Raw genomic sequence first — 13,240 nt, forward strand, 5'->3', positions numbered from 1 at the left:
ACGTATATTTGATAGACTCCATCTTATGCTAAGATGGAGTCTTTTTTTATGAATACTACTTTACTATGAAAAATAAAGTTAAGTTTCTATTATTATTTCTACTCGTTTCAGCATTTAGTTGGGGACAAACCAAAGTAAGTGGGAAAATAATTGACGAAAACAACTTAGAGGTGCCATTTGCTAGCGTTTACTTTAAAAACTCTACTGACGGAGTTATTGCTAATGAATCTGGTAAGTTCTACTTAGAGTCTACCAAGACCTATACTACCCTAGTGGTATCTTTCGTGGGTTATAAAACACTTGAAATTCCGTTAGAGGGAAAAACAAATCTAGATCTAAAAGTCGTTCTACAAGATGACAACACCTTAGATGAAGTTAAAATCTATGCTGGTAAAACTTCTAAGAAGAATAACCCTGCCTTAGATATTCTACGTAAAATATGGGAGCGTAAACGCAAGAATGGTTTATATATGTTCTCTCAATACGAGTATGATAAATACGAAAAAGTAGAGTTTGACTTAAACAGTATAGATAGCGCATACCAGAAGAAAAAACTATTCAGAGGTATGGAGTTCATCTTCGAACAAGTAGACACCAACCGCATTACAGGGAAGACATACCTACCTATTTTTATCAATGAAAATATAGGTCAGGTATATGGTGATAATAGAAACGGTAAGAAAATCGAAAAAACCTTAGGAAACAAAAACTCAGGTTTTGATACGAATCAACATATTATCGAATTCGTTAAAGACCTATACGCTGAGTATAATATCTACAACAATTATATCAAGATATTCGATAAAGACTTCGTCAGTCCACTATCTCGTACAGGTATTAATGTGTATAACTATGTACTAGCAGATAGTGCTTATATAGATGATAAATGGTGTTTTAATATCGTATACTACCCTAGACGTAAAGGAGAACTAACATTCAAAGGAGACTTCTGGGTGAACGACTCTACATTCGCAATCAAGAAAATTAATATGGAAGCGAGTAGAGATGCAAATATTAACTGGGTTAAAGAGATTTATATAGAGCAAGAATTCGATGTTCTAAATGATTCTGTATTCCTATTGACTAAAGATCACTTCATGTCTGACTTTGCCCTTTCTAAAAGAGAGAAGTCTAAAGGGGTCTATGGTAAGCGTACTTCTATCTATAAACATCACAAATTTGATATAGAGCATCCTGATGAATTCTATCAAAAGAATGTGAATGTATATGATGAAGGAATCTATAAAAGAGATGAAGACTTCTGGAAAAGTTATCGCTTTGAATCATTAAGTAAAGACGAACTAGGAATCTATAAAATGCTAGATACATTAAAAACAGTACCTAAGTTTAAGTTCCTATTTGATCTATCATCTACTATAGCGAGTAACTACTACAATATCGATAAGTATAAATTTGACTACGGACCTATCTTTTCTACTTTTGGATATAACGATATTGAAGGGTTGCGTTTGCGTGCTGGTGGAAGAACTTACTTTGGTCCGAATGACAGATGGAGATTAGAAGGATATGGTGCATACGGATTTAAAGATAATCAGTTTAAATATGGCGTAAGTGCTAAAGTACTATTGCACAACGATAGTAGATTAATCTTATTCGGAGGAAACCGTAGAGATATAGAGCAAATAGGTGTAAGTCTTACAGAGACAAATGATGTATTGGGAAGAAGTTTTGCTTCGAACTCTTTATTTGCGAGTGGAGATAATACGAAATTGACTAAAATTAATCTTTCTACAGTAGGTTTAGAAATAGAACCTGTCAAGAACTTAAAGTTTAGTACTTCGTTTAATTATAGAACACTAAGAGCGGCATCAGACTTATTTAACCTAGACTACTACGAGGATAAAGAGAATAATATCATCGCTAACGAAACAAAACAGTCTGAGTTTAACCTAACTGCCGAATATACACCTAAACGAAAAACAATAGGATACGGTGTAGATAGAACAGATGTAGATAAAAAATACCTACGTATGTTCTTAAAGTATACACAAGGGTTCAAAGGTGTAATAGATAGTGACTTCGAGTATAAAAAAGTTCAATTCTATGCTAGAAAACCATTATTGTTAGGAGGTTTTGGTACATTGACACCTACATTCGAAGCAGGGAAGACATTCGGAGAAGTACCTCTAGGGTTATTAAGTGTTGTACCTGGTAACCAGTCGTGGTTTAATATCGAAAATACGTTTGCGAACTTAAACTACTACGAATTTGTTACAGATCAATATGCATCATTACATTTAGAGCACAATTTTGGAGGTCGTTTATTCTCTCGTATTCCATGGTTAAGAGATTTCAATTTACGTGAGATCGTAGGAGTTAGAGGAATATACGGAAAGGTCTCACAAGAGAACATCGATTTAAATGCATCAGGACTACAATACAAGGCACCTAGTGATGTGTATTATGAATATTATATAGGTGTAGGTAATATATTTAAAATCTTTAGACTTGATTTAAGTTGGAGAGGAAATTACCTAGATATGCCTGACGCTAGAAAGTTTGCTATTAGAGGATCTTTCGGAATTTATTTCTAATAATTAATCTAAAACTTGTTATAAACAAGTAATTAGAGTACTTTTGCACACGATTTTTAGAAATAAGATTTAAATAAAAAAATATGAATACATTCGAAACTTTTGATGCATTTGTTGAGATTCCAGCAGGCAGCAGAAACAAATATGAGTATGATTTTGATTTAAAAAGATTGCGTTTTGACCGTCTTTTATATTCTAACATGAGATATCCAGCTGATTACGGATTCATTCCAGAAACATTAGCTTTAGATGGAGATCCTCTAGACGTACTTGTAATGTTCACTGAGCCATCTCTTCCAGGAATGGTAGTAGAGGTAAAACCTGTAGGTGTTTTCTATATGGCTGATGATAAAGGACAAGATGAAAAAATCTTATGTGTACCTGTATCTGATCCAATCATGAATAAACTAAACGATATTCAAGATGTAAACGAGCACTTCAAAAAAGAAGTAGAACACTTCTTCAAAGTATACAAAGACTTAGAAAACAAAACAGTTACAACTGATGGTTTTGGAGATAAAGCAGCTGCTGTTCAACTAATCAAAGAATGTACTGAGCGTTTTGAAAAATTAGAAAACAAAGCTGAAGGTTTATTCAGCATCCGTTACTAATAAAATATAGTAAGAGAGCCACTCAAATGAGTGGCTCTCTTCTTTTATATCTACTACTTAATTATTTTTTATCTAAATATCTTTCTAATAAGATATCTATATGGTGTAAAGTATGACCATAGTTAAGCCTACCGATCTCTTCTACAGAGAGTACATAATGAGCCATTTGGTTTTTTAAAGCTAAAGCTTCTGTTGTAAAACCTTTAAACTGATAATACACACTCTTCATCAGTGTGATATATTCTTCTCTTAAATCTTGAGGTTCTTTACATTCCCCTTTTGAATTATCTACATACAGATTCTCATCAAATCCACTTAAGACACTTGTGTCCTGACGTGCGATATGCAAGGCACGATAACTAAATATACGTTCACAGTCTATCAGATGCTGTATCAGTTCCTTTACCGTCCACTTCCCTTCTGCATAAGCATAATCCCATTTATGTTGTAAGGTTACTTTATCCATTACCTCTAAGACAATAGGGATACAAGCTAATAATATCTCTTCTAAAGGCAATCCTTCTGAACGTCGAATGTAATCTGTGTGTGACATAGAGTTTATTTATAAGGTTTAGTCTGGTTATTTGTCTATCCAAAGTTAAAAAATGTCTTCATTAGTTATCGATATTTTTTACAAACAAAAACACAATACTTCACCGAAATAGCTTCATAAATAAAGTAAGATTTAGAAAGAATGATTTTAAATTTAAAAAAAGATAATTTTAACACCTTTCAATACTTAAAATTTTCTTAATTTCCACAAATATAAAACAAGCATATCTCTACTTAATAACAAAGAGATGTACTACAAACACACACAACAAAAAGCACAAACAACACAATGGAAGAAATTATTAAATTACTAAATGACTTAATTTGGTCTAACATTTTTATTGCACTCTGTCTATTAGTAGGACTTTATTTTACGATTACAACAGGATTTATACAGATCAGATACTTTCGCCATATGGTGAAATTACTTTTTACAGAAGGTTCTTCCGATAAAGGGGTAAGCCCATTTCAAGCCTTTAGTATGGCTATCGCTGGACGTGTAGGAGTAGGTAATATCGTAGGAGTAGCTACCGCTATCGCTGCCGGAGGTCCTGGAGCTATCTTCTGGATGTGGGCTATTGCCTTCTTAGGAAGTGCATCTGCTTTTATAGAATCTACATTAGCACAAATTTACAAAGTAGATAAAAATGGTCAATACGTAGGAGGTCCAGCCTTCTACATCGAAAAAGGAATGAAGAGTAAAGCATTTGCCCTATTCTTCTCTATCGTAACTTTAATCAGTTGTGGTCTATTCTTACCGAGTATCCAAAGTAATAGTATCGCCGTAAGTATGCATTCAGCTTTCTCTATCCCTACATGGGTTAGTGGTATTGCTATTTGTTTATTCTTAGGATTTGCAGTATTTGGTGGAGCGAAGAAAATGGGATTAATTGCTCAGATCATTGTACCTTTTATGGCTAGTGCATATATTATCATGGCTGTCATTATTATAGGGTTAAACATACAAGAGGTACCACACATCTTTGCTTTAATATTTAAATCTGCCTTTAACTTAGAGTCTGCTTTTAGTGGAGTCTTCGGTGCTGCAATCGCATGGGGTGTAAAAAGAGGTATATATTCTAATGAGGCTGGGCAAGGTACAGCACCACACGCTTCAGCTGCCTCTGAGACATCTCATCCTGTAAAACAAGGATTAGTACAAGCTTTCTCTGTTTATGTAGATACCTTATTCGTATGTACAGCAACAGCCTTAATGATCTTATTTACAAATTCGTATAACGTGATAGATGAATCAGGGACTTATATAGTAGAAAATATGCCCGGTGTAGAAGCTGGAGCTGCTTATACGGTAAAAGCAGTGGCAACACACTTTCCTGTATTCGCTTCTCAATTCATTGCTATAGCACTAACTTTCTTTGCTATCACTACAGCTATGTCTTATGTGTTCATCGCTGAATCAAACTTCGAATACTTAAGTAAAAAGAAAAACATTATCCTAAGATGGATCATGCGTATCATCATATTAAGCATTGTATTCTTTGCCTCTACTAGTGAACCAAGTATAGCATGGGGAATCGGTGATATCGGTGTAGGAGCTATGGCATGGATTAATATCATCGCTATCTTTATCCTAAGAAAACCAGCATTAAAGGCTTTAAAAGATTATGTAGCACAACGCAAAGAAGGAAAAGATCCTGTGTTCGAACCTAGTAAAATAGGTATAGAGAATGCTTCTGAGGAATGGGATAAAATAAATGAACGAAGAGCACATCAGTAATAATCACGAGTTCTCTTAAACTTTCTTACCTTTGTACTAATTCAAATTAAGAAAAATGCATTATACAATTAGACCTGCAAAAAGAGAAGATTACGACGTAGTTCCAGAATTAATGCTACAAGCAATGGAAGATATTGTCTTCACATTTATCCAAAAAGAAGACATCGAAGAAGCCATTAACTTTCTAACTATTATGTTCCGTAAACCGGGGAACTTATATAGTTATGAAAACACTTTCGTAGCGATAGATGAAGAGGGTGATATCGTAGGTTCTATAACTGGATATAACGGAGATGACTTTATCACGTTAAGAGAGCCTGTACTAGACCTAATGAAGCAACAGTATAATAATGACATGATACCTGAACCAGAAACCACTGGTGGAGAATATTACTTAGACACTGTAGCTGTATCTCCTAAAGTACAAGGTAAAGGAGTAGGTAGCCACTTACTGAAACATGCTGTAGACTATGCTAAGTCACAAGGTCATAAACAAGTAGGACTAATTGTAGATTTAGAAAACCCTAGTGCAATGAAGCTTTATTCTCGACTAGGATTTAAACAAGGAAATCAACTAGAGTTTGCAGGTGGTGAATACTACCACATGTATATCTAACCTCATACAGATAAACCTGAGCATGTGTTCAGGTTTTCTTTTTTTTCAGATCCCCTATTCTTTGTTTTAGACAATAGATCATTGTCTTTATCTACTTCCTTATTTAAAAAGCATTTATTCTTCATTTTGACACAAAACGAAACTTCTCATTTGGCTTTTAATAATTATATTTGTCAAAAATAAAATACAATGTCAAAAAATATTACTCCATACGAAGGATCTGAATTAGGCAAGAAACAACAAGTCGAACAAATGTTTGATACTATTTCTGGCAATTATGATAACTTAAATAGAATGATTTCTCTTGGTACTGATCAAGGATGGAGACGTAAGGTATTAAAGTTAGTATCTGAACAAAAACCAACTACAATATTAGACATTGCTACTGGTACTGGTGATTTAGCTATTCTGCTATCTAAAACAGAAGCTACTAAAATCACTGGACTAGATTTATCCGCTGGAATGCTAGAAGTAGGTAAACAAAAAATCAAAGCGTTAAACTTAGATAATAGAATCGAAATGGTACAAGGAGACTCAGAAAACTTGCCATTTGCAGACAATACTTTTGATGCTATCACAGTAGGTTTTGGTATTAGAAACTTCGAAGACTTAGAAAAAGGATTGTCAGAAATACTTCGCGTATTAAAACCTGGAGGAATATTCGTTATTCTAGAAACTTCTGTTCCTACTAAATTCCCATTTAAACAAGGATATTTCTTCTATACGCAGAATGTAATGCCGTTCATGGGTAAATTGTTCTCTAAAGACCAAAAAGCTTATAAATATTTATCTGACTCTGCAAAAAACTTCCCTTTTGGAGAAGCTTTAAACAATATTTTAAGAAAAGTTGGGTTTAAAGATGTAAAGCATCTTCCACAAACGATGGGAATTGCTACGATATATTCATCTTCAAAATAATATGAAAAGACTAATTGTATTTTTTTTAATCCTATTCGTTAGCTCACAGTCTTATGGGCAATGGATATTTGGTAGAAACCCGATGCTTAACAAAAGAGATTGGGACAAACAGCGTGTCCATTGGGGCTATTACTTAGGAGTCAATTCATACAATTACAAGTTTGATTATAATGCAGACTATTATCACAAGCTACAAGCATTAAAAGAAAAATACCCAAATGACTATACTGAAATACAAGTAAAGTCTTCTATGGGATTTAATGTAGGACTTGTTGGGAACTTGCGTATCATGGAGCATTTAGACTTGCGCTTTGAGCCAGGACTAACATATGCAAAAAGAGAATTGTCTTTCCCTAGAGCGCTTATCTATGATTATTATGCTACACAGCACAATAATCCAGAACCTTCTGAATATGAATTAAACAGTTCTTCGGTCAAGTCAACTAGTGCTACATACCTACACTTCCCTTTATTATTAAAATTCTCTGCTCTGAGAACTGGAAATATACGTCCTTATGTCTTAGGAGGTTTTTCTTTGGACTTAAACTTAGGAAGTAATAATAAAGTAGATAGCGATAACTATGAGGGAGTCTGGCGAGTAGAGAAGCTTACAGCTAACTACGAAATAGGGGTAGGTATCGACTTTTATTTTGAATATTTTAAATTTTCTCCTTCTATTAGAGGGGTATTTGGAATTAATGATGAATTAATCAGAGATAAAAATGCGCAAAGTCCATGGACTGGAAATATAGAATCAATGAAATCTAGAGGGATATTTGTCAACTTTACCTTTCATTAAAAACAGATATAAAAAAAGGGAACTTACTTAAGTTCCCTTTTTTTATATGCTTAAAAATTATGTCTTCTAAATTCGCTTAGTACAATAGAGGCTGCCATGGCAACATTTAAACTTTCTGTCTGTTGTAAATTTCCATAACGAGGAATCGCTACTCTTTCTGTTACTAAATTTTCAATAACATTCGAAATACCATTAGCTTCATTTCCCATGATGATAATTCCTTTATTCGCCACTGTTTTCTGATAGATATTATCTCCATCCATAAAAGTACCATAAATAGGAAGCTCCCCTCCTGCTCTAATTAATTCTGGTAACTCTCCATATACAAGATTAACACGAGCAATTGACCCCATTGTAGCCTGTACCACTTTAGGATTATAGACATCTACTGTCTCACTGGTACAAATAATATGCTTGATCCCAAACCAATCGCATAATCGTATAATAGTCCCTAGATTACCTGGATCTCTAATATCATCTAAAGCAACGATAAGATCACTATAATCTACAGACTCTTGTTCCGTGCAATGAAATACAGCCAAACAATTAGAAGTCGTACTCAGCGCAGACATCTTTTTTAAATCTTCTTTACTGACAATAGAAACCTTCGACTGAGGAACATTAAACTTCAGTTCTTCTGTACAATATATGTGCTCTAAAACCAACGAAGACTTCACTAATTCTCCAACCACCTTAACTCCTTCTGCAATAAAAAGTTGGTGTTCTTTTCTATATTTTTTCTGATGTAAACTCTTAATTAATTTGATTTGGTTTTTCGTAACCATAAAAAACTGTATTTTTGACTGAAAATTGACTATACTACTTTGAGCAGATTTTTACCAAAAATACTACTATTTCTATTAATGAGCATAAGTTTTTTTGCATGCTCTATCACGGAGCAGGTTCCAAACGACCGTGCTCTATTAATGGATAATACCATTCTCGAAAATGGTAAAAAAATATCTAAAGAAGAGGTTATGGCGCAGCTATACCAACACCCGAACAGCACTTTTCCCATGACTAATATGAGGTTAAGACTATATCTGTACAATCTGGCAAAGCCAAATGCTGATTCACTATATCAAATATGGTTAAAAGAAAACCCTGGTAAAGAAAAGGTAATGGAGAGTGTTCTTTCTAAGAAACAAGTTGACCGATTAGGAGAGTCTTTTATTATATCTGGGATTAATAACTTCCTATTAAAAACAGGAGAAGCACCTGCTTTATACGATAGCCTGAGAACAAACAAATCTAAGATTCGTCTAAAAAACTACTATTTCAACAAAGGTTTTTTTGATACAAAAATTACAACTCAGTTAGATACCACTGGAGTAAAAAAAGTAAAAAACACATATAGCATTACTACAGGAGAACCGTATGTAATAGATAGTATTAACGCTAATATCAGTACGAAAGCTTTAGAAGATCTATACCTTAAGTCTCTATCAAAATCAAAAATCAAGAGCAATACTGTATTTGATGTTAAAAACTTCGAAGAAGAACGAAAAAGATTAGCTACAGACTTTAGAGATAATGGTGCGTATCATTTTCAAGAATTAAATATTCGCTATGAAGTAGATACTATTATCAATAAAAAAAACAGAGCGAATATAGAATTAATCATTGATCCTAGAACAGTAAAGTCAGGGGATTCATTAAAAGAAGTTCCGTTTAAAATATATACGATTAGCGACGTAAATATCTTCACAGATAATAGTTCTAAAAACAAAGAATACGTCTTAGATAGTGTTCACTATAACAACTTTAATATTTATAGTTCTACAAAACTTCAGTATAAGCCAAAGGCACTTACAGATGCTATATTTATAACAAAAGGAAGTACTTTTAGTGACTTCAGAAGAGTATTAACCTCTCGCTCTATCAGTAATTTACGTACTTTTAACTATCCTGTTATAGAATATGTAGAAGATAAAAGAGATACTACTGGACAATCATTAATCAGTAATATCTACCTAACATCTCGTAAAAAGATGACTTTCAACCCATCATTTGATGTTACTCACTCGAATATTCAAGATTTTGGTATTGGTGGTAGTATGGGGTTACTGTTCAGAAATGTTTTTAGAGGAGCTGAGATATTAGAAATCAACTTAAAAGGATCATTAGGTTCTTCTCGCCAAATGAGCAACCCTAATGATGTGTTCTTCAATGTAACAGAATATGGTGGAGATGTTAAACTAACTTTTCCACGACTATTATTTCCAATAAATACGGATAGATTAATTCCTAAAAGTATGTTACCAACAACTTCTATGAGCTTTGGGCATACTAAACAGAAAAATATTGGGCTAGACAAAAACAGTTTAACAGCTATTATAAACTATACGTGGCTACCATCAAGAAGGAATAGCTTTAGTGTGGATTTAGCTAATATACAATACATTAGAAATACCAACCCTAGTAATTACTTCAGTGTTTATAAATCATCTTATACTAGATTAAATGACCTGTCTAAAAACTATACTACTATCAATCCAGACTATTATGATCAGAATGGAAATCTAACGATAGCTGAAGGAGGAAGTAATCTATTTATAAAAGATGCTCTAGATACAAATAATCCTCTAGGTATCTCTGCTCAAGATCATCAAGAGATAAGAAGTATAGAAGAAAGACGTATACGCCTATCTGAAAACAACTTAATTATAGCGAGTAATATCACTTTTACGAATACGACTAGAACTAATCTATTAGATAACAGCTTCTATACGCTAAAAGCTAAAGTAGAGTCTGCAGGTGGTCTTATGAACTTATTAATGCAAAATACAAGTTCTAAAATAGGACCAACAGGAAAAAAAACAATAATGGATGTAGAGTTTTCTCAATATGTAAAAACAGAGGTAGACTTCGTTAAATACTTTGATCTAGGCAAAAAACGTGTTGTTGCAATGCGTGCTTTCGCTGGTCTAGCAGTACCTTATGGCAACTCCAATTCCATTCCATTCACAAGGAGTTATTATTCAGGAGGATCAAATGACAATAGAGGATGGCAATCTTACCGATTAGGTCCTGGGCAAAGTGGAGGTATCAATGACTTTAACGAAGCGAATATGAAATTGTTCTTCAGTACTGAGTATCGTTTTAACATAGGAGGGAAATGGTATGGAGCACTTTTCGTAGATGCCTCAAATATTTGGAACGTATTTGATGATATTAAAGATAATACCTATACCTTTAACGGCATTTCTTCATTAAAAGATATGGCAGTAGCATCGGGATTAGGATTGAGATATGATTTTAGTTTCTTTGTATTCAGATTAGATATGGGATTCAAAACATATAATCCTGCACAAGATAAAGGACAAAAATGGTTCAAGGAGTTTAGCTTAAAAGAATCAGTCTTAAACGTTGGAATTAATTATCCATTCTAATTCAAATAATAATTAGTATTTTTGTACAAAATTTAAACACACAACTATGGCTCATAATATTAAACCAGGAGTTGCTTTTGGCGACCAAGTTCAAGAGATTTTTAGATATGCAAAAGAAAAAGGTTTTGCACTACCAGCAGTAAATGTAACTAGTTCAAGTACTATCAATGCTGTATTAGAAACTGCTGCTAAATTAAATTCTCCAGTGATTATTCAGTTTTCAAATGGAGGAGCATCTTTTATGGCAGGTAAAGGGTTGTCTAATGAGAATCAAAAATCAGCTATCATAGGAGCTATTGCAGGAGCAAAACATGTACATGCATTAGCAGAAGCTTATGGAGTAGCTGTTATTCTACATACAGACCACTGTGCAAAAAAACTATTACCTTGGATAGATGGCTTATTAGATGCTGGTGAAGAACATATGAAACAATATGGTAAACCTCTATTTAGTTCACACATGATTGACTTATCAGAGGAGCCTATTAAAGAAAATATTGAGATTTCTAAACAATACTTAGAGCGCATGGACAAACTAGGTATGACATTAGAAATAGAATTAGGAATCACAGGAGGAGAAGAAGATGGAGTAGATAATACGGATGTAGATTCATCTAGATTATATACGCAACCTGATGAAGTAGATTACGCTTATGAAGAATTATCTAAAGTAAGCCCTAGATTTACAATCGCTGCTTCTTTCGGAAACGTACACGGTGTATACAAGCCAGGTAATGTAAAACTGACTCCTATCATTCTTAAAAACTCTCAAGAATACGTAGCGAAGAAACACAACTTAGGACACAATCCTGTTGATTTCGTATTCCATGGTGGATCAGGTTCTTCTTTAGAAGAAATTAGAGAAGCTATTAGTTACGGTGTAATCAAGATGAATATCGATACAGATACACAATTTGCTTACACAGAGGGAATCAGAGACTATATGTCTTCAAAAATAGACTATTTAAAAACTCAAATAGGTAACCCTGACGGTTCAGATATTCCAAACAAGAAATATTATGATCCAAGAGCGTGGGTTAGACAAGGAGAATTGACTTTAATCGCTCGCTTAGAACAAGCTTTTGAAGATTTAAATAACGTAAATACGTTATAATTCCCCCCTTGCTTTCAAATTAGTATAAACAAAAGAAACATTTTATGGCTTGGTTTAAAAGGAAAGAAAAAGGTATTCAGACGCCAACAGAAGACAAAAAAGATATTCCAAAAGGATTATGGTATAAATCTCCGACTGGAAAGATAATTGATCAAGATCAGTTAGAACAAAATTTATGGGTGAGTCCAGAAGATGGATATCACGTTCGTATTGGTAGTAAAGAATATTTTGAAATTCTTTTTGACAACAACGACTACAAAGAAATAGCCAAAAGCCTTTCTTCAAAAGATATTTTGAAATTTGAAGATACTAAAAAGTATGTAGATCGTTTAAAAGAAGCAATGACTAAAACACAATTAAAAGATGCTGTTAAAGTCGCTGTTGGTCAATCAAAAGGAGAAAAATTAGTAGTTGCTGCAATGGACTTTGCTTTTATTGGAGGTTCTATGGGATCTGTAGTAGGAGAAAAAATCGCACGTGGTATAGACTACTCATTAAAAAATAAGATACCGTTCTTAATGATTTCAAAATCAGGAGGAGCTCGTATGATGGAAGCAGGTTTTTCATTAATGCAAATGGCAAAAACATCTGCTAAATTAGCAATGCTAAGCGATGCTAAAATTCCATACATTTCATTATGTACAGACCCTACAACAGGTGGTATATCAGCTTCTTTCGCTATGTTAGGTGATATCAATATAGCTGAACCAGGTGCATTAATTGGTTTCGCAGGCCCACGTATTGTAAAAGATACAACAGGTAAAGACTTACCTGAAGGCTTCCAAACTTCTGAATTTTTATTAGAACACGGATTCCTTGATTTTATTACACACAGAAGAGACCTGAAAAAGAATGTAAATCAATACTTAGATTTGATCTTAAATAGACCTATGAGATAATCTCTTAAGGTTAGAACATAAAAAAAGGATACTATTTTTTGCAATT

At 33.6% G+C, this 13,240-nt stretch carries 11 protein-coding genes; 9 read left to right on the forward strand and 2 right to left on the reverse strand.

The genetic code is table 11. The annotated features are described in order from the left end of the window. The first annotated feature begins 65 nt into the window (after positions 1–65). Both RT228_RS08715 and RT228_RS08720 read left to right on the forward strand, forming a co-directional pair. Positions 66–2,555 (forward strand): DUF5686 and carboxypeptidase-like regulatory domain-containing protein, encoded by a 2,490-nt coding sequence (locus tag RT228_RS08715; protein ID WP_006257251.1) that lies wholly within the window; start codon positions 66–68, stop codon positions 2,553–2,555. An 83-nt stretch (positions 2,556–2,638) separates the two neighbouring features. Next, on the forward strand, positions 2,639–3,166 hold the full coding sequence (locus tag RT228_RS08720; RefSeq protein WP_006257253.1) for an inorganic diphosphatase: 528 nt from the start codon (positions 2,639–2,641) through the stop codon (positions 3,164–3,166). Positions 3,167–3,227: 61 nt separating this feature from the next. Here the strand turns inward: RT228_RS08720 and RT228_RS08725 are convergent, their stop codons facing one another. Beyond that, positions 3,228–3,719, reverse strand: coding sequence for a DinB family protein (locus tag RT228_RS08725; RefSeq protein WP_286401725.1), 492 nt, complete (start codon positions 3,717–3,719; stop codon positions 3,228–3,230). A gap of 288 nt (positions 3,720–4,007) precedes the next feature. On the opposite strand from RT228_RS08725, the gene RT228_RS08730 reads away from it, so the two are divergent. From RT228_RS08730 to RT228_RS08745, 4 genes are all read left to right on the forward strand, one after another. Next, positions 4,008–5,456 (forward strand): alanine/glycine:cation symporter family protein, encoded by a 1,449-nt coding sequence (locus tag RT228_RS08730; protein WP_006262853.1) that lies wholly within the window; start codon positions 4,008–4,010, stop codon positions 5,454–5,456. Between the two features lie 55 nt (positions 5,457–5,511). Further along, positions 5,512–6,072 carry a GNAT family N-acetyltransferase gene (locus RT228_RS08735; RefSeq protein WP_006257257.1) on the forward strand — a complete coding sequence of 187 codons (561 nt, stop codon included), beginning with the start codon at positions 5,512–5,514 and terminating at the stop codon, positions 6,070–6,072. 189 nt (positions 6,073–6,261) lie between these two features. Continuing rightward, positions 6,262–6,990, forward strand: coding sequence for a bifunctional demethylmenaquinone methyltransferase/2-methoxy-6-polyprenyl-1,4-benzoquinol methylase UbiE (gene ubiE, locus RT228_RS08740; RefSeq protein WP_006257258.1), 729 nt, complete (start codon positions 6,262–6,264; stop codon positions 6,988–6,990). A 1-nt stretch (position 6,991) separates the two neighbouring features. Further along, positions 6,992–7,789: a porin family protein gene (locus RT228_RS08745; RefSeq protein ID WP_006257259.1), complete on the forward strand. Its 798-nt coding sequence runs from the start codon at positions 6,992–6,994 to the stop codon at positions 7,787–7,789. Positions 7,790–7,839: 50 nt separating this feature from the next. Here RT228_RS08745 and RT228_RS08750 read toward each other — a convergent pair whose 3' ends face one another. Beyond that, a complete protein-coding gene (locus tag RT228_RS08750) occupies positions 7,840–8,574 on the reverse strand; it encodes a TrmH family RNA methyltransferase (RefSeq protein WP_006257260.1) in 735 nt (244 codons plus the stop codon). A gap of 78 nt (positions 8,575–8,652) precedes the next feature. On the opposite strand from RT228_RS08750, the gene RT228_RS08755 reads away from it, so the two are divergent. From RT228_RS08755 to accD, 3 genes are read left to right on the forward strand one after another with little or no spacing between them, the layout of a single operon-like run. Then, entirely contained in the window at positions 8,653–11,181 is a 2,529-nt protein-coding gene (locus RT228_RS08755) for a BamA/TamA family outer membrane protein (protein ID WP_006257262.1), read from the forward strand. Between the two features lie 46 nt (positions 11,182–11,227). Then, entirely contained in the window at positions 11,228–12,295 is a 1,068-nt protein-coding gene (gene fbaA / locus RT228_RS08760) for a class II fructose-bisphosphate aldolase (protein WP_006257263.1), read from the forward strand. A gap of 44 nt (positions 12,296–12,339) precedes the next feature. After that, a complete protein-coding gene (accD, locus tag RT228_RS08765; protein WP_006257264.1) occupies positions 12,340–13,194 on the forward strand; it encodes an acetyl-CoA carboxylase, carboxyltransferase subunit beta in 855 nt (284 codons plus the stop codon). Positions 13,195–13,240: the final 46 nt, after the last annotated feature.

Origin of the sequence: Myroides sp. (assembly GCF_032073645.1) — a bacterium.
GTDB classification, from domain to species: Bacteria; Bacteroidota; Bacteroidia; order Flavobacteriales; family Flavobacteriaceae; genus Flavobacterium; species Flavobacterium odoratimimum.

Coding starts and splice junctions, on each gene's coding strand:
- RT228_RS08745 (WP_006257259.1), top strand. CDS start 6,992: ATGAAAAGACTAATTGTATTTTTTTTAATCCTATTCGTTAGCTCACAG.
- fbaA (WP_006257263.1), top strand. CDS start 11,228: ATGGCTCATAATATTAAACCAGGAGTTGCTTTTGGCGACCAAGTTCAA.
- RT228_RS08750 (WP_006257260.1), bottom strand. CDS start 8,574: ATGGTTACGAAAAACCAAATCAAATTAATTAAGAGTTTACATCAGAAA.
- RT228_RS08725 (WP_286401725.1), bottom strand. CDS start 3,719: ATGTCACACACAGATTACATTCGACGTTCAGAAGGATTGCCTTTAGAA.
- RT228_RS08735 (WP_006257257.1), top strand. CDS start 5,512: ATGCATTATACAATTAGACCTGCAAAAAGAGAAGATTACGACGTAGTT.
- RT228_RS08715 (WP_006257251.1), top strand. CDS start 66: ATGAAAAATAAAGTTAAGTTTCTATTATTATTTCTACTCGTTTCAGCA.
- accD (WP_006257264.1), top strand. CDS start 12,340: ATGGCTTGGTTTAAAAGGAAAGAAAAAGGTATTCAGACGCCAACAGAA.
- RT228_RS08730 (WP_006262853.1), top strand. CDS start 4,008: ATGGAAGAAATTATTAAATTACTAAATGACTTAATTTGGTCTAACATT.
- ubiE (WP_006257258.1), top strand. CDS start 6,262: ATGTCAAAAAATATTACTCCATACGAAGGATCTGAATTAGGCAAGAAA.
- RT228_RS08720 (WP_006257253.1), top strand. CDS start 2,639: ATGAATACATTCGAAACTTTTGATGCATTTGTTGAGATTCCAGCAGGC.
- RT228_RS08755 (WP_006257262.1), top strand. CDS start 8,653: ATGAGCATAAGTTTTTTTGCATGCTCTATCACGGAGCAGGTTCCAAAC.